The sequence below is a fragment of the Promicromonospora sp. Populi genome (genome assembly GCF_041081105.1).
GTDB lineage: Bacteria > Actinomycetota > Actinomycetes > Actinomycetales > Cellulomonadaceae > Promicromonospora.
Genome location: NZ_CP163528.1, coordinates 3123306 through 3146372 on the forward strand (window position 1 = coordinate 3123306; position 23067 = coordinate 3146372).

Annotated in this window: 21 protein-coding genes and 1 tRNA gene; 7 read left to right on the forward strand and 15 right to left on the reverse strand. The window is 71.3% G+C overall.

Translation table 11 applies throughout. The features are described from left to right. Positions 1–335 precede the first annotated feature (335 nt). Genes AB1046_RS14090 through AB1046_RS14100 form a run of 3 tightly spaced genes read right to left on the reverse strand, consistent with a single transcriptional unit; the run spans position 336 to position 2067 of the window. Entirely contained in the window at positions 336–947 is a 612-nt protein-coding gene (locus AB1046_RS14090) for a LytR C-terminal domain-containing protein (RefSeq protein WP_369369933.1), read from the reverse strand. Positions 948–989: 42 nt separating this feature from the next. Beyond that, positions 990–1298, reverse strand: coding sequence for a DUF3263 domain-containing protein (locus AB1046_RS14095; protein WP_369369934.1), 309 nt, complete (start codon positions 1296–1298; stop codon positions 990–992). A 52-nt stretch (positions 1299–1350) separates the two neighbouring features. Next, positions 1351–2067: a uracil-DNA glycosylase gene (locus AB1046_RS14100; RefSeq protein ID WP_369375717.1), complete on the reverse strand. Its 717-nt coding sequence runs from the start codon at positions 2065–2067 to the stop codon at positions 1351–1353. Between the two features lie 119 nt (positions 2068–2186). Between AB1046_RS14100 and AB1046_RS14105 the strand changes: the two genes are divergently transcribed. From AB1046_RS14105 to AB1046_RS14115, 3 genes are all read left to right on the forward strand, one after another. Continuing rightward, on the forward strand, positions 2187–3038 hold the full coding sequence (locus AB1046_RS14105) for an SGNH/GDSL hydrolase family protein (protein WP_369369935.1): 852 nt from the start codon (positions 2187–2189) through the stop codon (positions 3036–3038). Between the two features lie 78 nt (positions 3039–3116). Next, the gene (locus tag AB1046_RS14110) at positions 3117–4643 is read left to right on the forward strand and encodes an MFS transporter (protein ID WP_369375719.1); all 1527 of its coding nucleotides are present in this window, start codon (positions 3117–3119) and stop codon (positions 4641–4643) included. Between the two features lie 15 nt (positions 4644–4658). Continuing rightward, a complete protein-coding gene (locus tag AB1046_RS14115) occupies positions 4659–5201 on the forward strand; it encodes a TetR/AcrR family transcriptional regulator (protein ID WP_369369936.1) in 543 nt (180 codons plus the stop codon). Positions 5202–5234: 33 nt separating this feature from the next. On the opposite strand, the gene AB1046_RS14120 is transcribed toward AB1046_RS14115, so the two are convergent. From AB1046_RS14120 to AB1046_RS14130, 3 genes are all read right to left on the reverse strand, one after another. Next, a tRNA-Thr gene (locus AB1046_RS14120) sits at positions 5235–5310 on the reverse strand. 108 nt (positions 5311–5418) lie between these two features. Then, a complete protein-coding gene (locus AB1046_RS14125) occupies positions 5419–6273 on the reverse strand; it encodes a DsbA family protein (RefSeq protein ID WP_369369937.1) in 855 nt (284 codons plus the stop codon). A 121-nt stretch (positions 6274–6394) separates the two neighbouring features. After that, the gene (locus tag AB1046_RS14130; RefSeq protein WP_369369938.1) at positions 6395–8194 is read right to left on the reverse strand and encodes a serine/threonine-protein kinase; all 1800 of its coding nucleotides are present in this window, start codon (positions 8192–8194) and stop codon (positions 6395–6397) included. Positions 8195–8381: 187 nt separating this feature from the next. On the opposite strand from AB1046_RS14130, the gene otsB reads away from it, so the two are divergent. The 3 genes from otsB to AB1046_RS14145 all read left to right on the forward strand — a co-directional run bounded on the left by otsB (position 8382) and on the right by AB1046_RS14145 (position 13435). After that, positions 8382–10712, forward strand: coding sequence for a trehalose-phosphatase (gene otsB, locus AB1046_RS14135; RefSeq protein WP_369369939.1), 2331 nt, complete (start codon positions 8382–8384; stop codon positions 10710–10712). 161 nt (positions 10713–10873) lie between these two features. Next, the gene (locus AB1046_RS14140; RefSeq protein WP_369369940.1) at positions 10874–11992 is read left to right on the forward strand and encodes an ABC transporter ATP-binding protein; all 1119 of its coding nucleotides are present in this window, start codon (positions 10874–10876) and stop codon (positions 11990–11992) included. A gap of 174 nt (positions 11993–12166) precedes the next feature. Then, on the forward strand, positions 12167–13435 hold the full coding sequence (locus AB1046_RS14145) for a DUF4032 domain-containing protein (protein WP_369369941.1): 1269 nt from the start codon (positions 12167–12169) through the stop codon (positions 13433–13435). A gap of 10 nt (positions 13436–13445) precedes the next feature. Here the strand turns inward: AB1046_RS14145 and rlmB are convergent, their stop codons facing one another. The 5 genes from rlmB to AB1046_RS14170 all read right to left on the reverse strand — a co-directional run bounded on the left by rlmB (position 13446) and on the right by AB1046_RS14170 (position 18990). Further along, positions 13446–14441, reverse strand: a complete 996-nt coding sequence (gene rlmB / locus AB1046_RS14150) for a 23S rRNA (guanosine(2251)-2'-O)-methyltransferase RlmB (RefSeq protein WP_369369942.1) — start codon at positions 14439–14441, stop codon at positions 13446–13448. Positions 14442–14534: 93 nt separating this feature from the next. After that, a complete protein-coding gene (gene cysS, locus AB1046_RS14155; RefSeq protein WP_369369944.1) occupies positions 14535–15962 on the reverse strand; it encodes a cysteine--tRNA ligase in 1428 nt (475 codons plus the stop codon). 20 nt (positions 15963–15982) lie between these two features. After that, on the reverse strand, positions 15983–16441 hold the full coding sequence (locus tag AB1046_RS14160; protein ID WP_369369945.1) for an SRPBCC family protein: 459 nt from the start codon (positions 16439–16441) through the stop codon (positions 15983–15985). Between the two features lie 38 nt (positions 16442–16479). Beyond that, a complete protein-coding gene (locus tag AB1046_RS14165) occupies positions 16480–17748 on the reverse strand; it encodes a low temperature requirement protein A (protein ID WP_369369946.1) in 1269 nt (422 codons plus the stop codon). Positions 17749–17781: 33 nt separating this feature from the next. After that, positions 17782–18990 carry an amino acid deaminase/aldolase gene (locus AB1046_RS14170; protein ID WP_369369947.1) on the reverse strand — a complete coding sequence of 403 codons (1209 nt, stop codon included), beginning with the start codon at positions 18988–18990 and terminating at the stop codon, positions 17782–17784. Between the two features lie 167 nt (positions 18991–19157). On the opposite strand from AB1046_RS14170, the gene AB1046_RS14175 reads away from it, so the two are divergent. Next, complete coding sequence (locus AB1046_RS14175) at positions 19158–20498, forward strand: D-arabinono-1,4-lactone oxidase (RefSeq protein ID WP_369369948.1); 1341 nt, start codon at positions 19158–19160, stop codon at positions 20496–20498. Between the two features lie 24 nt (positions 20499–20522). Here the strand turns inward: AB1046_RS14175 and AB1046_RS14180 are convergent, their stop codons facing one another. The 4 genes from AB1046_RS14180 to AB1046_RS14195 all read right to left on the reverse strand — a co-directional run bounded on the left by AB1046_RS14180 (position 20523) and on the right by AB1046_RS14195 (position 22971). After that, positions 20523–21122 carry a TetR/AcrR family transcriptional regulator gene (locus tag AB1046_RS14180; protein ID WP_369369949.1) on the reverse strand — a complete coding sequence of 200 codons (600 nt, stop codon included), beginning with the start codon at positions 21120–21122 and terminating at the stop codon, positions 20523–20525. Continuing rightward, positions 21119–21667: a 2-C-methyl-D-erythritol 2,4-cyclodiphosphate synthase gene (gene ispF, locus AB1046_RS14185; protein ID WP_369369950.1), complete on the reverse strand. Its 549-nt coding sequence runs from the start codon at positions 21665–21667 to the stop codon at positions 21119–21121. The genes AB1046_RS14180 and ispF overlap by 4 nt, the downstream gene beginning before the upstream one ends. After that, positions 21664–22380 carry a 2-C-methyl-D-erythritol 4-phosphate cytidylyltransferase gene (gene ispD / locus AB1046_RS14190; protein ID WP_369369952.1) on the reverse strand — a complete coding sequence of 239 codons (717 nt, stop codon included), beginning with the start codon at positions 22378–22380 and terminating at the stop codon, positions 21664–21666. Before ispD ends, ispF begins: the two co-directional genes overlap by 4 nt. A 108-nt stretch (positions 22381–22488) precedes the next feature. Next, on the reverse strand, positions 22489–22971 hold the full coding sequence (locus tag AB1046_RS14195; protein WP_116677014.1) for a CarD family transcriptional regulator: 483 nt from the start codon (positions 22969–22971) through the stop codon (positions 22489–22491). Positions 22972–23067 lie beyond the last annotated feature (96 nt).

A 23067-nucleotide genomic window follows, 5' to 3' on the forward strand; every position in this document is an offset into this window, starting at 1 on the left:
CCAGGGAACCCTCTATGCCCGGTATGCGGCATTAAGCGGTTGGCGAACGCGCAGGTCAGAGGGCTACGAAGGCACCTACGCAAGCGAATATCAATCTGGTGGTATGGATTGGTCCGTATTTTCGCCGCACATCCAGCCCGGAACTAGCGCACCTGAAGTTGACCTGAACCCGACGTCAACACTGCCGTCGGCCCGGTCAGCGGGCATGCAAAAGGTTATGCGCCGCCATGCCGTATCGAGTCAGCGGACACGCAAAAGGTTATGCGCCGCTACCGCGCCCTATTGCGGCACGGACTGCATTGCGGCACGGACGGCCCATCAAGCTGCCGGCCGACCTACCTGAGGACGACGATGACCGCGTACGGGGATGCCGTGACTTCGGCCGACTCGATTGCGGTGGTCGCACCGATCGCCTGGGCAACGGCGGCCGCGGTGTCCGCACGGCTAGCGCCGTACAGCACGGTCGTGACCGTGTAGCCCTCGCCGAAGCCGGACTCGTCGTTCTCCGGGACCACTTCGCCGGTAAAGCCCGCCGCCACGATCGTCTCGGCTGCCGTCGCCGCAGCTCCCTGCACGCCGCTGGAGTTCAGCACCTGGACGCCTGCCGTCAGGTCGGCGGCCGCCGGGTCGCCCGTCACACCCGTCGACGCCGATGCCGAGGGGGATGCCGACGGCGACGCGCTGGGCGAAGCGCTCGGAGACACGGGGGCCGTAGCGGAGGTCGACGGCGAGGAGGACGGGTCACCCGACGCATCTGCCGGGTCGTCACCCCCGGAGAGCAGGGTGATGCCGCCCCACGCCACGGCGGCACACACTACGGCGACCAGCAGGAACGGCCAGGCCGAGCTCCAACCGCTGCGCGGCGCACGGTGCACACCCACGGGTGCACCCCCGGGGACGGCGATGTCGAACTCGTCGGGCGGGTAGGGGTAGCCACTCTTCGTCACGGCAGAGAGAGTAGCGGGTCGTTGTGACAGATCGGTGCCCGCTCAGTGGTTCTCATCGGCCAGTCTTCGTGTAGTACGTCCCCGTTGCCGGGCCGAACGGAGCCTGCGCAGGCGTGTGACCAGCATCGGGTCATGCTTGAGAGCGGCTGGAGAATCGATCAGCGTATTCAGAACCTGGTAATACCGCGTGGCCGTCAGATCGAACAGCTCCCGCGCTGCCTCCTCCTTGGCGCCCGCGTACTTCCACCATCGGCGCTCGAACGCGAGGACGTCCCGGTCGCGGTCGGAAAGCTCGCTCTCGACGCCCTCCACCATCGCGGCATCGGCGCCGGAAACTACCGTCTCGCTCATCTCGCCACCGTATGCCCGAAGTATCTGGCCGTCATGCACCATCCCCGCCGCCCTACGGGAGTCGCCAGTCGACCGGCTGCGCGCCCTGTTGTTCGAGCAGCGCATTGGCCCGCGAGAAGGGGCGTGACCCGAAGAAGCCGTTGCGCGCTGACAGCGGCGACGGGTGCGCGCTCTCGACGACCGGGACGTCCCCGAGCCACGCCTTCAGGTTCCGCGCCTTCGCGCCCCACAGGATCGCCACCAGCGGCCCCCCACGCGCCACCAGGGCACGGATCGCCGCCTCGGTGACCTCCTCCCAGCCCTTGCCGGAGTGGGAGTCGGACGCGCCGGGCCGGCAGGTGAGCGTCCGGTTCAGCAGCATGACCCCCTGGTCGGCCCAGGGACGCAGGTCGCCGTTCGACGGCTTCTCGATCCCCAGGTCGTCGTACAGCTCCTGGTAGATGTTGGCCAGCGACCGCGGGACGGGCCGCACGTCCGGCTGGACGGAGAAGGACAGGCCCATGGCGTGACCCGGCGTCGGGTACGGGTCCTGACCCACGATGAGCACCCGGACGTCCGCGAGCGGCCGTTTGAACGCGGCGAGCACGTTCTTCCCCGCGGGCACGTAGGTGCGCCCCTCGGCGACCTCCGCGCGCAGGAAGTCACCCATGGCGTGCACCCGCGGCTCGACGTCGGCCAGAGCCTCGGCCCAGTCCGGTGCGATGACCTGCGACAGCGGGGGCGGCCCGGAGGCGGCAGCGGCGTCGACAGGGGGCGTCGGGTTCACGATGGTCTCCACGTCCAGGAGGTTACCGGCACCCTCCGACAGTGCCAGTTTGTGCCACCCGTCACACCCTGCCCGCACCCCGTCGCAGAGACTGGAGGCAGCACAAGCGAGACAATGGCGCCGTGAGCGCCACGACGAACCCAGACCCGGAAGGCCGCACGACCGACCTCCCCCCGACCACCGCCGCTCCCGTCCGCTGGGCGCGGTACATCGCCATGGGCGACTCCTTCACGGAGGGCCTGTGGGACCCGTATCCCGACGCCCCCGAGGTCCAGCGCGGCTGGGCCGACAACCTGGCCGCCATCCTCGCGGAGCGCCGGATCGCGGCGGGTCAGGAACCCCTCGAGTACGCGAACCTCGCGATCCGCGGCCGCAAGCTGCGCCCGATCGTCGACGAGCAGCTCGACGTCACCGTCGCCGCCCAGCCGGACCTCGTCTCACTGGTCGCGGGCGGCAACGACATCCTGCGCGCCTCGGCGGACCTGGAGATGATCTCCAGCGCGCTGGAGGACGCCGTCGTCGCCCTGCGCGCCTCCGGGGCCGACGTGCTGATGGGCACCGGCTTCAAGGCCGGCGCCGCCCTGAGCTGGACCAACGGCCGCACGGGAATCTTCAACGCGAACGTCTGGTCCATCGCCCAGCGCCACGGCGCGCACGTGCTGGACCTGTGGGGCATGCGGCCGCTGGCCGACCTGCGCCTCTGGTCAGAGGACCGGATCCACCTCACTCCCGAGGGGCACCAGCGGGTCGCGAACGCCGCCCTGGTCGCCCTTGGCCTCGACCCGGACGACGCCAACTACGACACCCCGCTCGACGCAACCCCACCCGCGGCCTTCCGCGAGACGGCGCGCGCCAACGCGGCCTGGATGCGCCAGCACGTGGGGCCGTGGGTCAGGCGCCGCCTGACGGGCACCTCCAGCGGTGACGGGCGCTCCGCGAAGTGGCCGAAGCCGCAGCCCTGGCCGCGGGCGTGACGCGCTAGGGTTCGGGTTCCGGTCCGGTTTGCCACCGGGCAACTAAACAATCTAGATGGTACAGTTACGACCATGACGATGAGCTCTTCGCTCAGCGTGGAAACACCCCGGCTGGGCCCCAGACGGCGCTGGACGCTTCTGGTGACCGTCGGAGCGGGTCTCCTGCTGATCACCCTGGACAACTCGATCCTCTACACGGCGCTGCCCACTCTCACCCGTGAGCTCGATGCGAGCTGGACCGAGAGCCTGTGGATCATCAACGCCTACCCGCTCGTGATGACCGGGCTGCTGCTCGGCTCGGGCACGCTGGGCGACCGGTTCGGGCACCGGCTCATGTTCCTGGCCGGCCTCGTCGTGTTCGGCCTGGCCTCCCTCCTGGCCGCGACCGCTCCCACCCCGGAGGTGCTGATCGCCGCGCGCGGCCTGCTGGCCGTCGGCGCCGCGGCGATGATGCCGGCCACCCTTGCGCTCATCCGCGTGGCCTTCACCAACGAGCGCGAGCGCAACATCGCCATCAGCGTGTGGGGCAGCCTGTCGGTGATCGGCGGCGCGCTCGGGCCCATCGTCGGCGGGGCGCTGCTGGAGCACTTCGACTGGGGCGCGATCTTCCTGATCAACGTGCCGGTGGTCCTCCTGGCCGTGATCGTCGGGGTCGCCGTCGCGCCGCAGGACGACCCGCATCCCGCGACCAAGTGGGACTTCACCTCGTCCGTGCAGGCTTTGGTCACCCTGATCGGTCTGGTGGCCCTGATCAAGGAGGTCGCCAAGCTCGACCGCTCCTGGCCCGTCGTGATCGGCTCGGCGCTTGTCACCGTCGTCGGCTGGTGGGTCTTTGTGCGTCGGCAGCGGCGCCTGCCCTTCCCGCTGCTCGACCTGTCGATCTTCCGCAACGCCGCGTTCGCCTCCGGGGTGCTCGCGGCCGCGTTCGCCATGTTCGCCATGGGCGGCCTCCAGCTCGCCACCACCCAGCGGTTCCAGCTCGTGGCCGGCTTCACGCCGCTCGAGTCGGGGCTGCTGGTGGCCACGATCGCCGCCGGGTCCCTACCGTCGTCGCTGCTGGGCGGGGCGTTCCTCCACGTCGTGGGCCTGCGCGTGCTGATCGGCGGCGGTCTGGGCGTCGGCGCCCTCGGGGTGGCCGGGACCCTGGTCGGCGTCCAGCACGGGATGGGTTGGCTCCTGGCCGGGCTGCTCGTCACGGGCCTCGGGCTGGGGGCGGCGATGTCCGTGGCCTCCACCGCGATCATCGGCAACGTGCCCACGCGCCGGGCCGGCATGGCCTCCTCCGTCGAGGAGGTCTCCTACGAGTTCGGCAGCCTGGCCGCCGTCGCGCTGCTCGGCTCGCTGCTGACCACGGTCTACACCCTGACGATTCGCCTGCCCGACGACGCTCCCGCCGCGGCCGGCCGATCCATGACGGACGCGCTGACCGCCCCCGGCGTCGGCGCCGAGGTGCTCGACGCCGCCTTCCGCGCGTTCGGCAACAGCTACTCCACGGTCATGATCGTCTGCGCCGGCGTCCTGGCGGTCGGCGCGATCGTCACGACGGTGCTGCTGCGCCACTACGGGCCCGGTTCGGCGTCCTCCGCCTACGGCTCCGGCCACTGAGGGGCGGGAGGCAACGTGCGACCGAGCAACCGTGACCGAATTCTCGACGCCGCCGTGCGCGTCATCCAGCGCGACGGCGTCACCGCCGTCACCTTCGACTCCGTGGCCGCCGAGGCGGAGCTGACGCGGGGCGGCATCATGTACCACTTCCGGTCCCGCGAGGACCTGCTGGCGGCGATCCACGAGCACCTGGCGAGCCAGTGGGAGGCCACGCTCCTGGCCGACGCCGGCCGCCCCGCAGACCAGCTCACCGCCGACGAGCGGTTGGCTGCCTACATCCGCGTGAGCACCCAGTCGGCGACCCGCGCCGAGCTGCAGCTCATGCTGGAGGCCGCCACCCGCCCGGAGTGGGCCGCGCCGTGGAGCGCCGTCCTGGAGCGCTGGGCGCCCGTCGCGCCCGACGCCGAGGCCGCCCCCGCGTCCATGAACCGGCTGGTGGCCCGGCTGGCAGCGGACGGCCTGTGGATGTTCGAGTCGCTGACCTACCGCACCATGCCGGAGGCCCAGCGCAGGGCGGTAGCCGAGCACCTGGTGCGCGCGGTCGGAGCCGGAACGTAAAGCAGGCCCGGGATCCTTGGGATCCCGGGCCTCTGGAGCCGCCTGTCGGGTTCGAACCGACGACCTTCCGCTTACAAGGCGGGAGCTCTACCAGCTGAGCTAAGGCGGCAGGCGGAGAACAGCCTAACGGTTCCTGCCGCCGGTCCGCTCCCCGCAAAGCGGCAGGGTCCCGGACCGTAGCCCGGGACCCCGCCGTCGTCACGTCAGAGCAGCCGGGCTACTCGGACGGCTCGGCGGACGGCTCGGTCGACTCCTCAGTCGCCGGCGCCTCACCCGTGATCGCCTCGGTCAGCGCGCCGGGGGTCTGCCACCCCTCGAACCGCTCACCGTTGATCACGACGGTCGGCGTACCGAACCCGCCCTCGGCGTTCAGCAGGGACGCGTCGCTGCCCGCCACCTGGGAGGAGGCCGAGACCCATTCCTCGTAGGTCTCCATGGCCTCGCCGGAGGTGATTCCCGCGGCCACGTCTGCCGGCACCCCGGCACCCTCCGCAACCTGTGCGATCTGCTCGTCAGACAGGCCGGGCGTGTTCTCCTGCGGCTGGTTCGCGAACAGCGCGTCGTGGAAGGCGGAGAACTGCTCGGGTGCCTGGTCGGCGACCCAGGCGGCGGCCGAGGCCGCACGCGTCGAGTACTCGGTGCCCTGCGACACGCGGTCCAGGATGGAGACCGGGTGCACGATGAGGGTGAGGTCCTCGGCCTCGCGCATCTCGGCGATGCTCGCAGCGTTCAGCGACTCGAACTGACCGCAGATGGGGCACATGTAGTCCACGTACACGTCGAGCGTCGGCGCGCCCTCGTTCGTGGTGCCCGCGGCGCCGGTGGCGCCGACCGGGATGCCGGTGTCCTGGACCACGCCGGCGGGGACGTTGTCGACCCGCTCCATGGGCGTCCGCTGACCCTCCTGGAAGATCATCACACTGATCACGATCAGGCCGATGACGATGACCCCGAGCACACCCACCAAGATCAAGCGGCTGCGCTTCTCTGCGGACTTCTGCTTCTTCTGGAGTGCAAGGGCCTCGGCACGAGCTGCGTCTCGGCGCTGTGCCTTGGTCTGGTTCGTCGACATCGAGGTCCTTCGAGATGCGGGCCAATGGGAGGAGGCGCTGAGCGCGCCTACACCCAGACTACTAGCGATCGCTGGGAGACCACTGGACGTTTCGTTACGATCCAGGCACCCGAACGAGCCGTCACCAGGTGACGTCGGGCCGACTGCCCAGGGGCCACCACTGCACGTCCACCGGGCTGCCGAACAGCGGCAGCGCGGCGACGACCGCGAGCGCCAGCACGATCAGGGCGACCACGATCTTGCGCCCCCTGGTGGGGGCGATCTGGCGCAGCGTGGGTCCGGCCCCGACCCGGGTCCCGTACGACGCCGGTCCCCACCACGTCACGACGAGGGTGACCAGCATCGCGACGGCGAGCACGAGGCTGTCGACGATGGGCTGGTTCATACCGCCCACCGACCGCGCCTCGACCGTCAGGATGGGGGCGATGATCAAGTTGCCCGGCGCGAACAGAATCATCCCCAGCAGCCCGACGATCACCCCGGCGCAGATCCCGACGGCTGCGGCGGGCAGCACGCCGAACACGGCGCGGACGAGGTGCCAGGGGGACACGAGGGTCGCGATCAGCACGTCGCTCGGGCTGCGTCCGCGCCGCGCGCGGCGGCTGCGGAGCTCCTCGACGGCGATCCCCGCCAGGCGCGTCAGGATCAGCAGGACCACCATCGTCGCGACGGCGATCCCGGGCCGGGTGGCGGCGAACGCGACGAGCGCGAGGGTGACGGCGGCGAACAGCCCGCGGTAGCCGGTGACGTGGGCGGGGTTCGCCAGGGCGAAGGCCGATGCGGTCGACGACGACGGCCGCGCCGTGCCGACCGCACGTCCGGTCACCGAGCGCCCCTTGGCGGGTGCGGCGGCCAGGTCGGTCACGCCGCCGACGGGCTCCTTGCGCGCGGCTCCGGCGACGGCTGCCGCCCCGGCCGCTGCACCGACGCCCACGCCGCCGGCTGCCGCGGACACCGGCCGCCGGTCCGGCACGAGGCCCTGGGGCATCACGCGCGTCGACCCGAGGTCGGAAGACGCCGCGCCGTCGTCGGACGCCCCGAAGACCTCGGTCTCCGAACCGTCCTGGTCCTCTGCGGCGGCGACGAACGCCGCCGACTCGGCCTTGAGCGCCCGCGCCACCTCGTCCGGGCCCCAGCGTTCGGCGGGCACGGCCCGCAGCGCAGCGCCGAGCGCGCGCCCGGTGCGGGTGGGCAGACCGTCGAGGTCCGCCTCGCCCTGCCGCGAGCGCCGCAGCACCAGCTCGGTGGGCCGTACGCCGAACGGCGCCCGGCCGGTGCCGGAGAACGCGAGGACGGCGGCCCAGGACCACCAGTCGGTGTCGGGGCCGGGCTCCGCGCCGTCGAGCAGCTCGGGGGCGAGGTAGCCGGGGGTGCCCATGACATATCCGGTCCGGGTGGCGCGGGGGTCGCCGGGGCCTTGTGCGAGCCCGAAGTCGATCAGGACCGGCCCGGACCGTGCGATGAGCACGTTGGACGGGGTGAGGTCGCGGTGCACAACCCCGGTGCCGTGCACCGCTTCGAGGGCGTCGGCGAGCTGGTCGGCGAGCTCGAAGAGGTCCCGTGCGTCGAGCGGCCCGCGCTCGTCGATCTCCTCCTCGAGCGTGGGGCCTTCGACGAGCTCGGTGACGATGAAGGCCTCGGGGCCCTCCAGCTCGGCGTCGAGCACGCGGGCCACCGCGGGGTGCCGCAGGCCCTGCAGTGCGGCGGCCTCGCGGCGCAGCCGCTCGCGGGCGGCGGGGTCGTCGAGGTGGCGGTGCAGGATCTTGAGGGCTACGGCGTTCCCGCCGCCGTCCTCGGCGCGGTAGACGGCGCCCATGGCGCCGGACCCGATCTCGCGCACCACGGTGTACCCGCCGAGCTGGGTGCCTGCAGCGGGGCCGGCACCGTTGACGGGGGCGATCGAGGCCTGCACCTCCTTCATGAGGCCCACGGTAGTCGTCGCGGACCGGCGATGCCCGCCAAGTCCAGCCCTCTGACCAGCGGTGTGACCAGCATCGCGGCCACGGCGCAACCACGCGCCGGACGCCTTCGTTACTCTGAGCAGGTACGGGACCTCGGTACTCTTGACGCTGCACAGCGAGACTCATACAAAACTAAGGAGCAGTACATTGCCGGGTAAAGACGGATACGATCTGGTCGTCGTCGCAAACCGGCTCCCGGTGGATTTCACGGTCGGCCCAGAAGGGGACCTCTCCTGGCAGAGGTCACCCGGCGGCCTGGTCACGGCGCTGGAACCGGTGATGCAGGGTGCCGACGGCGCCTGGGTGGGCTGGTCCGGCGCCCCCGACCTCGCCCACGAACCGTTCACGGCCGACGGGATGCTCCTGGTCCCGGTCACGCTGAGCGCCGTCGAGATCGAGCGCTACTACGAGGGCTTCTCCAACGCGACCCTGTGGCCGCTGTACCACGACGTCATCGCTCCGCCCGACTACCACCGGCAGTGGTGGGACGCGTACCGCCGCGTCAACCAGCGCTTCGCCGACGCCGCGGCCGAGCAGGCCGCCGACGGCGCCGTCGTCTGGGTGCACGACTACCAGCTCCAGCTCGTCCCCCGAATGCTGCGCGACCTGCGCCCGGACCTGCGCATCGGGTTCTTCGACCACATCCCGTTCCCACCGGTCGAGCTGTTCGCGCAGCTCCCGTGGCGCCGGCAGATCATCGACGGCCTGCTCGGCGCGGACCTGGTCGGCTTCCAGCGCAACGGTGACGCCGCGAACTTCGTGCGGTCCGCGCGCCGCCTCACCGGATACACGACCCGCGGCCCCATCATCACGATCCCGGACGCCGACGGGCGCCCCGGCCGGCACGTGCGTGCGTCCTCGTTCCCCATCTCCATCGACTCCCACCGGTTCGACACGCTCGCCCGCACCCCCGAGGTGCAGGCCCGCGCCAAGGAGATCAAGGCCGACCTCGGCAACCCCGACACCCTGATGCTCGGCGTCGACCGCCTCGACTACACCAAGGGCATCCGGCACCGCATCAAGGCGTACGGCGAGCTGCTCGACGACGGCCGGCTCGACGTCGAGCACGCCACCCTGGTGCAGGTCGCGAGCCCCAGCCGCGAGAACGTCGGCGCCTACCAGGAGCTGCGTGAGCACGTCGAAGGACTCGTGGGCCGGATCAACGGCGAGTACGGCGAGCTGGGCCACTCCGCCATCCACTACCTGCACCACTCCTACCCGCCCGAGGAGATGGCGGCGCTCTACCTGGCCGCCGACGTCCTGCTGGTGACCTCGCTGCGCGACGGCATGAACCTTGTCGCCAAGGAGTACATCGCCGCCCGCTCCGACGACCGGGGCGCGCTGGTGCTGAGCGAGTTCACCGGCGCGGCCGACGAGCTCTCCCCCGGCCCCCTGCTGGTCAACCCGCACGACATCGACGGCATGAAGGACATCATCGTGGCCGCCGCGACCATGGACCCCCGCGAGCAGCGGCGCCGCATGCGGCGCCTGCGCCGCAAGGTCCTGGCCGACGACGTCGCCAAGTGGTCCGAGACCTTCCTCGGGGTGCTCACCGCCGTGCCGGCCCGGCCGCTCAGCGTGGACCCGCGCTCCGCGGAGCACCGCCACCACAACCTCCAGGACGCCCTGACGGCGTTCACCAGCGTGCCCGACGAGGTCCCCGCGAAGGGCCGGCTCGCCCGCATGGGCAACGGCAACGGCCGGCGCAAGAAGCCGACCACGGGCTGGCTCCTCGCATCCGACTTCGACGGGACGCTCGCCCCGCTCGTGGACGACCCCAAGTCGTCCGCGATGACGCGCGCCGCGCGCGCCGCCGTCGAGCAGCTGCACACGCTCGGGCAGGAGGCGCCCGTGCGCCTCGCCTTCATCTCCGGGCGGGACCTGTCCGACCTCGCCGAGCGGTCGGTGGCCCCCGAGGGCACGTTCCTCGTCGGCAGCCACGGCGCGGAGGCGGGCCGGGCCACCACCACCGGCGTCGAGCAGGTGCCGTTCCAGCTCACCACCACCCAGTCCGGCGAGCTCGACGCGCTCGTCGCGGGCTTCGAGTCCGCCGTCTCCGGCCGCGAGGGGGCGTGGGTGCAGGTCAAGCCCGCCGCCGCCGTCGTGCACACGCGCCTGGCGAGCGTGGACGACGCCGCGGCCATCACAGTGGCCGCCGAGGAGGTGGCCGCCAACCTGGGCCTGCCCGCCATGCACGGCAAGGACGTGGTCGAGGTCTCCGTGGTGACCACCAGCAAGGGCGAGGCGCTGCGCCGCCTGCGCGGCACCGTCGCGGCCGAGCTGGGCGTCGAGAAGGTGCGCGTCCTGTACGCGGGCGACGACACCACCGACGAGCACGCGTTCGGCGTGCTCGAGTCCGGCGACCTGTCGATCAAGGTGGGTACCGGCGACACCCTCGCCTCCTACCGGGTGCCTGACCCCGACGCGCTCGCCGCGGTCCTCGCCGGGCTCGCCGAGACCCTGAGCGACGAGGCCTGAGCGGGATCTGACCCAGTCGTGACCTGGTCGATACCGCGGCCTTGACCAACAGGGGTACGATCGCGCTGCAAGTGTCACCGCCGACACGTGAGTGGAAGCAACGGCACCCGACCACAACGGATCGTCCGGCACGTACCTGCCGGTGGAGGGATGTACTAGTCATGGCTACGGTCACTTTTGATCACGCGACGCGCGTCTACCCGGGCACTGAGCGCCCAGCCGTCGACCAGCTGAACCTGGAGATCGAGGACGGCGAGTTCCTCGTCCTCGTCGGCCCGTCCGGCTGCGGTAAGTCCACGTCCCTGCGCATGCTCGCGGGCCTCGAGGACGTCAACGGCGGGCACATCTTCATCGGTGACCGCGACGTCACCGACGTGCAGCCCAAGGACCGCGACATCGCGATGGTCTTCCAGAACTACGCGCTGTACCCCCACATGTCGGTGGCGGACAACATGGGCTTCGCCCTGAAGATCGCGGGCACGCCCAAGGCGGAGATCCGCCAGCGCGTCGAGGAAGCAGCGAAGATCCTCGACCTCACCGAGTACCTCGACCGCAAGCCGAAGGCCCTCTCGGGTGGCCAGCGTCAGCGTGTCGCCATGGGCCGCGCCATCGTGCGTCAGCCCCAGGTGTTCCTCATGGACGAGCCGCTGTCGAACCTCGACGCCAAGCTCCGCGTCCAGACCCGTACGCAGATCGCGTCGCTCCAGCGCCGCCTGGGCGTCACCACGGTCTACGTCACCCACGACCAGACCGAGGCCCTGACGATGGGCGACCGCATCGCGGTCCTCAACGGCGGCATCCTGCAGCAGGTCGGCACCCCGCGTGAGATGTACGACCGCCCGAACAACGTGTTCGTCGCCGGCTTCATCGGCTCGCCCGCCATGAACATCGGCACGTTCGACGTCAAGGACGGCAGCGTCAAGGTCGGCTCGGCCAGCGTGCCGCTCGAGCGGTCCATCGCGAGCGGGATCCCCGAGTCCGACAACGGCAAGGTGACCCTGGGCTTCCGTCCCGAGGCGCTCGACGTCGTCCCCGTCGGCACCGCCGGCTCGTTCGACGTCGAGGTCAACCTCGTCGAGGAGCTCGGCTCGGACGCGTTCGTCTACGGCTCGCTCAAGGGCGACGCCGCCGACGTCAACCTGACCGCCGGTGAGACCAACCAGCTCATCGTGCGGATCGACCCGCGCAGCGTGCCGGACAAGGGCGACGTCATCGCCGTCTCGATCCAGTCCGGTCACTCGCACGTGTTCTCCGCGACCTCGGGTGAGCGTCTCGGCTGAGCAGGCACAGGTACCGCCTGATTCCTCAGCTCGCTGAGGGAACGGTTACCTCCTCGGGGTGTGTTGCTGTGCATGGACGTCTGTCCCGCACAGCAACACACCCCGTAGGCCTTTTTTCGCTCCGCCCCGGCGGAAGCCCCGGCCTCCCCGGCCGAGTGGCCGGCCCAGCGCAGAATGGTGCCCATGCCCCAGCAGAATCTCCAGATCACCGCGGTCGCACCTGACCCCGCGCTGCTGGACCTCCCGTGGGACGTGCCGCTGGCCGAGTGGCCCGAGGACGTCCTGGCCGCACTGCCCCAGGGAATCTCGCGGCACGTGGTCCGGTTCGTGAACCACTCCGGCCGCGTCATAGCGATCAAGGAGATCGGCGAGACCGTCGCCTACCGCGAGTACGAGCTGCTCCGCCAGCTGCACCGTATCGAGGTGCCCTCGGTAGTGCCCGTGGGCGTCATCACGGGCCGCAGGGCGCCCGATGGCGAACGGCTCGAGGCAGTGCTCGTCACCGAGCACCTGCAGTTCTCCCTGCCCTACCGCGCCCTGTTCAGCCAGGACCTGCGCCCCGACACCGCCACGCGCCTCATCGACGCCCTGGCGGTGCTCCTGGTCCGCCTGCACCTGGTGGGCTTCTACTGGGGCGACGTGTCGCTGTCGAACACCCTCTTCCGGCGCGACGCCGAGACTTTCGCCGCCTACCTGGTCGACGCCGAGACCGGCGACCTGCACCGCACCCTGACGAACGGCCAGCGCAACTACGACGTCGACCTGGCGCGCACCAACATCATCGGCGAGCTCATGGACCTCGCCGCGGGCGAGCTGCTCGACGAGGACGTGGACGAGGTGGCGATCGGCGACGCCCTCGTGGAGCGCTACAACGAGCTGTGGGAGGCCCTCACGGTCTCGGAGGCGTTCGACCGCGGGGACCGCTGGCGCGTGGCCGCCCGCATCGAGCGGCTCAACGACCTCGGCTTCGACGTGGGCGAGCTCGAGATCACCACGGACATCGACGGCACCAAGGTGCGCATCCAGCCCAAGGTGGTTGACGCCGGGCACCACTCCCGTCGGCTGCTGCGCCTCACGGGGCTGGACGTCCAGGAGAACCAGGCGCGCCGCATGCTCAACGACCTGGACAGCTACCAGGCCGCTACCGACCGGCAGAACGACCAGGAGCAGATAGTGGCGCACGCCTGGGTGCGCCAGGTGTTCCGCCCGACAATCGACGCCGTGCCGCGCGAGCTGCGCCGCAAGCTGGAGCCCGCGCAGCTGTTCCACGAGATCCTCGACCACCGCTGGTACATCTCACAGCAGGCACAGCGGGACATCCCGCTGCCCGAGGCCGCCGAGTCCTACGTCGAGAACGTGCTGCGGCACCGCCCCGACGAGGACGCCGTGCTCGGCCTCGCTCCCGGCGAAGCGGAAGAGGAAGAGGCCGAGCTCGAGGCTTAGCTTTCGAGTCCTAGCTCGCCTGGGCGCGCTGCTTCGCCACCTCGTACAGGGTGATCCCGGCGGCCACCGCGGCGTTCAGCGACTCCGTGGTGGCCGCGATCGGGATGGACACCACCGCGTCGCACACCTCGCGCACCAGGCGGGACAGGCCCTTCCCCTCCGAGCCCACGACGAGCACCAGCGGGTCGGTGGCGTAGGCGAGCTCGCCCACCTGCATGTCGCCGCCGGCGTCGAGCCCCACCACGAAGCAGCCGGACTTCTTCAGCTCGCCGAGCTCACGGGCCAGGTTGGTCGCACGCGCCACCGGCACCCGCGCCGCCGCGCCCGCCGACACCTTCCAGGCCGACGCCGTCACGCCGGCCGCGCGCCGCTCCGGCACCAGCACACCGTGCGCGCCGAACGCCCCGGCGGACCGGAGCACCGCCCCGAGGTTGCGCGGGTCGGTCACGCTGTCGAGCGCCACGATCAGCGGCGCCTCGCCGGCCTCGGCCGCGGCGTCGAGCAGGTCCTCGGCGTCCTTGTAGTCGTACGGCGGCACCTTCATCGCGACGCCCTGGTGCACGGCGCCTTCGGTGATCTTGTCCAGGTCGAGGCGCGACGCCTCGAACATGGGGTGGCTGCGCGTGTGCGCGATCTCCAGGATCTCCTGGGTGCGGTCGTCCGCGTCCAGGTGGGTGGCCAGGTAGATGCCCTCGACGGGCATCTCGGCGCGCAGCGCCTCCAGCACCGCGTTGCGCCCGGTGACGACCTCGGTCGCCGATCCGTCCTTGCGGCCCGCGCCACGACCGCCCGGGCCGCCCGGGCGCCGTCCGGCAGCCGCCGCACGCCGCTCCGCCGCGAGCTTGCGCTCGTGCGCGGGGTGATACGTGCGGTCCTCCGCCTTGGGAGTCGGTCCCTTGCCCTGCAGCGCCTTGCGGCTGTGGCCGCCGGTGCCGACCTGGGGGCCCTTCTTCGAGCCGGCCTTGCGCACCGCGCCGGCCCGCCTGTTGTTGTTGCTACCTGCCATCGTCGTCTCGTCTCTCAGCCGGTGGTCGACCTTGTCGAGACCACCCAGTGTTCGGTAGAGGCGGCCGCGACAAGTTCGGCCACCGGAAAAAAGTCAGGAGAGCGCCCAGCGGGCGCCGTCGGCGGAGTCCTGGACCTCGATCCCGGCCGCCGCCAGGCGGTCCCGGATCGCGTCGGACGTGGCCCAGTCCTTCGCGGCCCGCGCGTCCGCGCGGGCCTTGAGCTCGGCCTCGACCAGAGCGTCGAGGGCCGCGGTGTACCGGTCGTCGGTGGACGTCGCCCACTGCGGGTCCGCGGGGTCGAGGCCCAGCACGTCGAGCATGGCACGGAGCGTCACCAGCTCGTCACGCACCACGACGTCCGTCCCGGACGCGAGGGCGGTGTTGCCCGCCCGCAGGTGCTCGTGCACGACGGCGAGCGCCTGCGGCACGTTCAGGTCGTCGTCCATGGCCGCAGCGAACGCCTCGGGGACGTCCGCCTTGGCGACCTCCTCCGCCGGGACGTCGCCCACCCGCTCAGAGGCGCGCGCGACGAAGCCCGAGAGGCGCTCCCACGTGGTGCGGGCCTCGTCGAGGGTGTCGGGCGCCCACTCCAGCATGGAGCGGTACTGCACGGCGGCCAGGGCGTACCGCACTACGGGCGCTGGGGCCTGGCTCAGCAGCTCGCTGACCAGCAGGCCGTTGCCCAGGGACTTCGACATCTTCACGCCGGCCTGCGTGACCCACGCGACGTGCATCCAGCGCTGCGCGAACCCGTAGCCCGCGGCCCGCGACTGGGCCTGCTCGTTCTCGTGGTGCGGGAACCGCAGGTCGAGGCCGCCGCCGTGGATGTCGAAGGTCTCGCCCAGGTAGCGGCGGGCCATCGCCGAGCACTCCAGGTGCCAGCCGGGGCGGCCGGGCCCGTACGGGGTGTCCCAGGACGCCGACTCCGGCTCGCCCGGCTTGTTGGCCTTCCACAGCGCGAAGTCGTGCGGGTTCTTCTTGGCCGCGCTCGCAGAGTCCGCGACGACCTCCGTGCCCTCCTCCGGGCTGAGGTCCTCGACCTTCTGCCGCGTGAGCTCGCCGTAGGCGGGCCAGGAGTGGACGTCGAACCAGACGTTGCCCTCGCCCGTGCTGTAGGCATGCCCCTTCTCGACGAGCCGCTCCATGAGCGCGACCATCTCGGGCACGCTGCCGGTGGCGCGCGGCTCGTAGGTGGGCGGGATCACGCCGAGCGCGTCGTACGCCTGGGTGAACACGCGCTCGTACAGCGCGGCGTGCGCCCACCACTCGCGGCCGGCCGCGGCCGACTTGGCCAGCACCTTGTCGTCGATGTCGGTGACGTTCCTGATCAGGGTGACCTTCAGGCCCCGGCGGGTGAGCCAGCGACGCAGCACGTCGAACGCGATCACCGGGCGGAGGTGGCCTACATGCGGGGGTGCCTGGACGGTAGCGCCACACAGGTAGATGCCGACCTCGCCCGGGGTGATGGGGGTGAAGTCGCGCACCTCGCGCGCAGCGGTGTCAAACAGGCGGATAGTCACCTGTCAAGGGTACCGGCGCTTCAGGTTCCCGCTTCGACAATATCCCTGGCTCGCTCAAGGGTCTGGCGCATCCCGCGCACATTCGCCCGACGACGGTGCCAGCCCGCCACCGCCCAGTACACCCGGGCCACGCCCCGCGGCTCCAGCTCGAACGACTCGGTGACGTCGGTGCCACCGTCCGCCGGCACCAGCTGGTAGCGCCAGTTGTTCAGGCGTTTGCCGCCCATGTACACGGTGAAGCCGAAGTCGCGGTCCGGTTCGCAGTGGGTCACCTTGCACTGCGTCCAGTACACCGGCCCCACTCCGTTGCGCCGCACGTGCCCGCGGAAGAACGCGCCGACGGCGGGCCCCGTCGCACCGTGGGTCCACTCGGCCTCGAACGTCTCGGGGCTCAGCTCACCGACCCGGGTGACGTCGCTGAGCAGGTTCCAGACCGCTGCCGGGTCCGCGTCCATGTGCACCGTCACTGCTGCTCGCATAGGCGCAGGCTACTGCCTCGACGTCAGTAGTCCGCCGCTCAGCGCGCTCCGCCGGACGGGGCGCCCTCGTCGAGCAGGCGCGCCACGTGCTCGTGCCCGCGCACCTCGTAGCCGACGACCGTCACTACCGGGGCGAGCATGACCAGCAGCAGGGACCAGGCCATGGGGGCGCCCGCCGCGGCGACGCCGACGGCCGCGGCGAGGACCACTACGGTGCCGACGACGAGGAACAGGTGCAGCGTGTCGAAGGACCGGGTCAGGACCCAGAACAGCGTGTAGTCGGCCAGCACGAACACGAGCACCGGCACGGCGACGGTCAGCACGGTCCCGACGGCGCTGATGTGGGCGTGTCCCTCCAGGTAGTACGCCGCCACGTGCAGCCCGGCGCCCACGCCGGCGAGGCCGGCGAAGACCAGGATGTTCCCGTAGCCCCAGACATACGACCGCTCCCGGTGCCGGTGCAGCATCTCGGCATCGGGAGTGAGGTAGTACGTCCACCAGAGCCCGAACGTGAGCCCGATGCCCGCCAGCGCCACAAGGGCGGCGTCGAGCGTCCAGTCCGAACCTTGGACGACGGCGGACAGCGACGCCACCGTGCCGATCACGCCCTCGCCGAGCGTGATGATGGCCAGCAGCCCGTACCGCTCCGCCATGTGGTGGGCGTGCCACGGGGTGCTGCGCTGGCCGGGCTGGTCCGCGTGGCCACGCTCGGCCAGCCACGGACCGGCCATCTCGACGCTACCCAGCAGCACGACCACCACAAAGAAGGTCGGGACGTTCACGGGCGCGATCGTGAGGAGCACCCACCCGATCTGCGTGATGACCAGCGACCGCACGTATCCCATGCACGTCGCCCGGTACTCGGGCGCCTGCCGGGCGGCACGCAGCCACTGCACGAGCATGGCCAGCCGCATCACGACGTACCCGGCGACCATCACCCCGTTGTCCACCCGGTCGCCGTCGACCAGCGACTCGAACATGTCCGGCAGGCCGAGCGCCAGCACCACCACGCCGATCATCTGGACCATCGTGGTGACGCGGTAGAACCAGTCGTCGGTGTCGAAGGCGGAGGCGAACCACGTGAAGTTGATCCACGCCCAGCAGATGGCGAACATCGAGAAGGCGAACCCGACCACGCCGGCGGAGGCGTGCCCCTCGGCGACCAGGTGGGCGGCCTGCTCCCCCGCGACGCCGAACCCGACCACAAACGTCAGGTCGAACAGCAGCTCCAGCGGGGTGGCGGTGCGCGCCGGCTCGTGCGGGTCGCGGCCCGTCATCGGCCGGTTGCGGTGGTGCAGAGTGGGCATGTCCTTGTTCTACCGGACGGCGCGCTGGTCGGCCTAGCCGAAGTTCTTGCCTTCACCCCGGTAGGTGGGCACGGTCTCGACGATCCTGGCGCCCTCCACCAGGTGCACCTGGTCGAAGCGCTCCATCATCTCCCCCGCCTTCGCGTGGCGGAGCCAGACGCGGTCCCCGGTGTGCAGGGCGCCGTCGGGCGAAAGAGCGCGCGTCGCGCGCAGCGGGGTCTGGACCTCGCCCGTGCCCTCCGGGCCGCTCAGCGTGTAGCCGGGCGTGAAGAGGCGCGGCAGCCGCGAGGCTCCCGCCGGGCCCGACGCCGCATAACCACCCGCGAACGCGGTAACCCAGCCGGGGGCGGGCTCGCGCACCACGTCGAGCCCGAAGAACGCTGCCGGACGCGCCTCGAAGGAGCGGTACCCGTCGAACAGCCCGGGCGCGTACAGGCCGGAGCCGGAGGTCACCTCGGTGACCCCGGGGGCGGTGCCGCTCACCTCGATCGACCCGGTCCCGCCCGCGTTCACCAGCTCCACGTCCTGCCCGACGGCGTCCCGCACCGCCGCGAGGATCCGCACCCGGCGCGCGTTCACCTCGCGCATCGTGAGGCGCTTGACGAGCCGGACGGCGGGGCTCGTGTCCGGCAGGCCGGCCACCTGAGCCTCGTAGAACATCAGGCCGCGCACTGCCAGACCCTTGGCCTGGGCCACGGTTGCGAGGGCGGCGACGTCGCCGGGCTCGCGCAAGGGTGACCGGCGCACGCCGAGGTGAGCGGTCAGCGGTCCGGCGCCGACCCGCAGCGAGCAGTCGACGTCCAGGCAGACCTTGATCGGGGTGCCGCCATCCGATCCGGTGGCGCGATCCTCCGCGGCCGAGATCAGGCCGACGTGGGCCGCGTCGTCGACCATCAGGGTGATCTCGGCGCGGGCCTTGGGATCGGCGGCCAGGGCGTCCAGCGCCTGGGCGTCCACGGTCGGATAACCGACCAGCACGTCACGCACACCCTCGCCTACCAGCCACAACGCCTCGCGCAGCGAGTACGCCATGACGCCGGCGAACCCGTGCCCGAGCGCGCGCTCGACCAGCGAGCGGACGCGCACCGACTTCGACGCGACCCGGACGGGCACGCCGTCGGCTCGCTTGAGGATGTCGAGCGCGTTGGTGTCGAAGACGTCCAGGTCGACAACGGCGATGGGGGCGGGCAGGCCGCGGGTCGCGGTGGACAGCCGCGCGGCGGTGTCTGCTGCGGAGCTCATGCCCGAACGCTACTCCCTGCGCCGCACCTCCGGCTCAGGCTCTACCCGTTGTCGCCTGAGCGTGCGGTTCCGCTCCGGGCGCGTGCCTCGTTCCTCGGCCCGCACCCTGCACTGCACCTACGGCTCAGGCTCTGGTTCGCGGCGTGAGCACATGGGATAGTGCTCCGATGATCTGGACGAACTGGGCGCGCACCGTGAGCGTGACACCCGTGCGCCAGGAACAGCCGGCCTCCGAGGACGAGCTGTCCGACGCCGTGCGGCGCGCCGTCAAGGGGGGCCACCAAGTCCGCGTGGTCGGCGGCGGGCACTCGTTCTCACCGGCTGCCGCCACCGACGGTGTGCAGCTCAACCTCGATCGGATGAACGCCCTGCACCGCGTCGAGCGCGACCCCGACACCGGGCACGCCCTGGTCACCGTGGGCGCCGGCATGCGGCTCTACCAGCTCAACCGGGTCCTGGCCGAGCGCGGCCTCGCCATGCAGAACCTCGGCGACATCGACCGGCAGTCGATAGCCGGCGCCATCTCCACCGGCACGCACGGCACCGGCGCCCGGTTCGGCGGCCTTTCGACCCGCGTGCGCGGCCTGACGATCGTGGGGCCCGACGGCGACGTCACCCGCGCGACGCCGACCGAGCGGCACGACCTGTTCGAGGCCTCCCGGCTGGGCCTCGGGGCGACGGGCGTGCTGAGCACCGTGACGATCGAGGCGGTCCCCGCCTTCGACCTGCACGCCGTCGAGGACATCTGGCCGCTGGAGCAGGTCTTCGAGGAGCTCGACCACCTGGTCGACGACAACGACCACTTCGAGTTCTTCTGGTTCCCCACCACGCGCCGGGTACAGATCCTGCGCAACACCCGGGTCGAGGCAGGGCCTGGCCCGAGCAGCTCCCCCGGGCTGGGCCACCGGGTGCGGCGGGCCGCCGCCCGCGCCCGCAGCTTCCTCGACGACGAGGTGCTGGCGAACGCGGCGCTCGAGGGGGCGAACCGCCTGGCCACCACGTTCCCGGCCACGACGCCCAGGCTCAACGCGGTGGCGGCCCGCGCCCTGCGCCCGCGCGACTACCGTGCGCCGTCGCACGAGGTGCTCTGCACCAACCGGCGCGTGCGGTTCCGGGAGATGGAGTACGCGATACCCCGCGCTCTTGTGGTCGACGTGCTGAAGGAGATCGACGACTGGCTGTCCAGCAGCCGCGAGAACGTCCCCTTCCCGATGGAGATCCGCTTCGCACCCGCCGACGACGTCTGGCTCTCCACTGCGCACGGCCGCGAGACCGCGTACGTGGCGGTGCAGCAGTACTGGCGCCTGCCGCACGCGCGGTACTTCGAGGCCGCCGAACAGATCTTCACGGCAGCGGGCGGGCGCCCGCACTGGGGCAAGATCCACACCCGCGACGCCGAGTACCTCGCCGACCAGTACCGCCACTTCCCGGACTTCCTTCGGGTGCGCGAGAGCGCCGACCCCGAGGGCGTGTTCACCAACCCCTACACCCGCGGGGTCTTCGGCTGATCAGGAGGCGCAGCGCCTGAGCCCTCAGGGCTGCATGTCGTCGAACACGTCGTGGGCCAGGTCCGCGAACCCCTGGCGCGCCGCGTCGTCGTCCTGGTCGACCATCCAGGCCAGCTCGATGCCGTCGATGCGGAGCGCCGTCGTCCGCGCGAGCGCGCCGATCTCGGTCCGGAACTTGACGCCGGCGACGTCGGCCAGCCGCTGCAGGTACTCGCGCGTCATCGCGATGCTCTGCTTGAGGTGTGCCTGCGCGACCTCGCGCAGCACGGGCGTCCGGGCGCCCGAGACGGCGAACTCGAAGGTCAGCAGCCGCATGTGCTGGTGCTGCTTGAGGCCCACGAGCAGCGCGTCGACGGTGGCCACCTCGAGCTTGTCCCGGTCCGGCCCCACCTCGAGCGCGGAGAGCACCGGCTCCGAGGCCCGCATGGCGATGCTGCGGCCCATGGCCCGCAGCATCGCGTCCTTGTCGTCGAAGCAGTAGTGCACGGTGCCCAGCGAGATCCCGGCCTCCTGGGCCACCCGGCGCACGGTGACGGACTCGACGCCCTCCCGCATCGCCACGTTCAGGCCGGCCTCGACGATCTCGGCCCGCCGCTCGTCGAGCGGCTTGCGCTTGTTGTTCATGCCTCGCCCCCGCCGTCAGGCACCACGAGCGCCGTCGCGATCGCCGCGACACCCTCGCCGCGCCCGGTCAGACCGAGGGCATCCGTAGTGGTCGCAGTGAGGGAGACGGGCGCGCCAGCAGCGGCGGAGAGGGCCGCCTGTGCCTCGTCGCGCCGCGTGCCGACCCGCGGTTGGTTTCCGATCACCTGGACTGCCACATTACCGATCATGTACCCAGCAGCCCGGACGCGCCTCGCGGCTTCCGCCAGCAGCGTGGTCCCGGACGCCCCCGCCCACTCGGGACGGCCGGTCCCGAAGTGCGAACCGAGGTCGCCCAGGCCCGACGCCGAGAACAGTGCATCCGCCGCCGCGTGCGCCGCGACATCAGCGTCGGAGTGCCCGGCCAGGCCGCGCTCCCCCGGCCAGTGCAGGCCCCCGAGCCACATCTCCCGGTCCGAGCCGTCGGGCGCGAACGCGTGCACGTCGACCCCGATACCGGTGCGCGGCAGCGGGTACGCGGCCGGTGCGGGCCGTGCGGGGTCGGGGGTGCTCGACGGGTCGGTCATGCGTTGGTCTCCTGCAGCACGAGTGACGCGAGCAACAGGTCGCGTTCGGTGGTGATCTTGAAGGCCGACGCGTCCCCGGCGACGATGTGCACCGGCTCGCCGAGGGCCTCGACGAGGCCGGCGTCGTCGGTGGCCGCCAGGTGCTCGGCCGCGGCCCGAGCCGCGCCGATCCGGTGCGCGCGGACCAGTAGGTCCCGGGCGAACCCCTGGGGCGTCTGGACGGCTCGCAGCATCGAGCGGTCGGGGGTGCCGGTGACGAGCTCGGCGTCGCCGTCCGGCCGCACCTGTTTGACCGTGTCGGTGACGGGCAGACCGGGTATGACGGCGCCGTGGCCGCTGCGGACGGCGCCCACCACCCGCTTGACGAGGTCCGGCGGGACGAGGGGGCGCGCCGCGTCGTGCACCAGGACGACGTCGTCGCCGGGCCGGGCGAGCGCCAGGCCGGCGGCTACCGACGCCTGCCTCGTAGGGCCGCCGTCGGTCACCTCGACGGGGATCCGCACGTGCGGATCATCGGCAAGCAGGTCGGTCATCACGGCAACCAGGCCATCGGGTGCGGTAACGACCAGAGCGTCCACGACGCCCGACGCCGCGAGGCGTCGCGCGGCGTGCAGCACGAGTGGAAAGCCGTCCAGCTCCACCAGAGCCTTGGGCAGGTCGCGCCCTAGTCGGGATCCCGAACCGGCAGCCGTAAGGATTGCAAGGGTCGTCATCTCGTCGCAGGTCCCCACAGGATCATGATTGAAGCGAAGGATCCCGTGGGGCGCGAGCACCGGGTCCTTCATTGGTGCATCAGAAGTGCGAGGGATCCTGTGGGTGGGTCAGGAAGCGAGCACCTCGTCGAGGATCGCTTCCGCCTTCTCCTCTTCGGTGTGCTCAGCCAGTGCGAGCTCGGACACGAGAATCTGCCGTGCCTTGGCAAGCATTCGCTTCTCACCTGCGGAAAGACCGCGGTCGGCGTCTCGGCGGGACAGGTCGCGAACGACCTCGGCCACCTTGATGACATCGCCGGACGCAAGCTTCTCCAGGTTCGCCTTGTACCGGCGCGACCAGTTGGTGGGCTCTTCGGTGTACGGCGCACGCAGGACCTCGAACACGCGGTCGAGACCTTCCTGGCCGACGACGTCGCGCACACCCACGAGGTCGACATTCTCTGCCGGAACCTCGATGGTGAGGTCGCCCTGGGCGACCTTGAGCTTGAGGTACATCTTCTCTTCGCCGCGGATCTTGCGGACCTTGATCTCTTCGATCAGCGCCGCGCCGTGGTGCGGGTAGACAACCGTCTCGCCTACTGTGAACGTCATCTGCAGATGTCCCCTTTCCCTGAAACCAGGTTACCACGGCGTGATCAGCAGAACTTGCGCCCTTGGCATTGCCTGATAGCCGTTCGAGCGAGCGTT

Coding starts and splice junctions, on each gene's coding strand:
- AB1046_RS14095 (WP_369369934.1), bottom strand. CDS start 1,298: ATGAGCGAGACGGTAGTTTCCGGCGCCGATGCCGCGATGGTGGAGGGC.
- AB1046_RS14110 (WP_369375719.1), top strand. CDS start 3,117: ATGAGCTCTTCGCTCAGCGTGGAAACACCCCGGCTGGGCCCCAGACGG.
- AB1046_RS14125 (WP_369369937.1), bottom strand. CDS start 6,273: ATGTCGACGAACCAGACCAAGGCACAGCGCCGAGACGCAGCTCGTGCC.
- AB1046_RS14130 (WP_369369938.1), bottom strand. CDS start 8,194: ATGAAGGAGGTGCAGGCCTCGATCGCCCCCGTCAACGGTGCCGGCCCC.
- AB1046_RS14140 (WP_369369940.1), top strand. CDS start 10,874: ATGGCTACGGTCACTTTTGATCACGCGACGCGCGTCTACCCGGGCACT.
- AB1046_RS14145 (WP_369369941.1), top strand. CDS start 12,167: ATGGTGCCCATGCCCCAGCAGAATCTCCAGATCACCGCGGTCGCACCT.
- rlmB (WP_369369942.1), bottom strand. CDS start 14,441: ATGGCAGGTAGCAACAACAACAGGCGGGCCGGCGCGGTGCGCAAGGCC.
- AB1046_RS14160 (WP_369369945.1), bottom strand. CDS start 16,441: ATGCGAGCAGCAGTGACGGTGCACATGGACGCGGACCCGGCAGCGGTC.
- AB1046_RS14165 (WP_369369946.1), bottom strand. CDS start 17,748: ATGCCCACTCTGCACCACCGCAACCGGCCGATGACGGGCCGCGACCCG.
- AB1046_RS14170 (WP_369369947.1), bottom strand. CDS start 18,990: ATGAGCTCCGCAGCAGACACCGCCGCGCGGCTGTCCACCGCGACCCGC.
- AB1046_RS14175 (WP_369369948.1), top strand. CDS start 19,158: ATGATCTGGACGAACTGGGCGCGCACCGTGAGCGTGACACCCGTGCGC.
- AB1046_RS14180 (WP_369369949.1), bottom strand. CDS start 21,122: ATGAACAACAAGCGCAAGCCGCTCGACGAGCGGCGGGCCGAGATCGTC.
- ispF (WP_369369950.1), bottom strand. CDS start 21,667: ATGACCGACCCGTCGAGCACCCCCGACCCCGCACGGCCCGCACCGGCC.
- ispD (WP_369369952.1), bottom strand. CDS start 22,380: ATGACGACCCTTGCAATCCTTACGGCTGCCGGTTCGGGATCCCGACTA.
- AB1046_RS14195 (WP_116677014.1), bottom strand. CDS start 22,971: ATGACGTTCACAGTAGGCGAGACGGTTGTCTACCCGCACCACGGCGCG.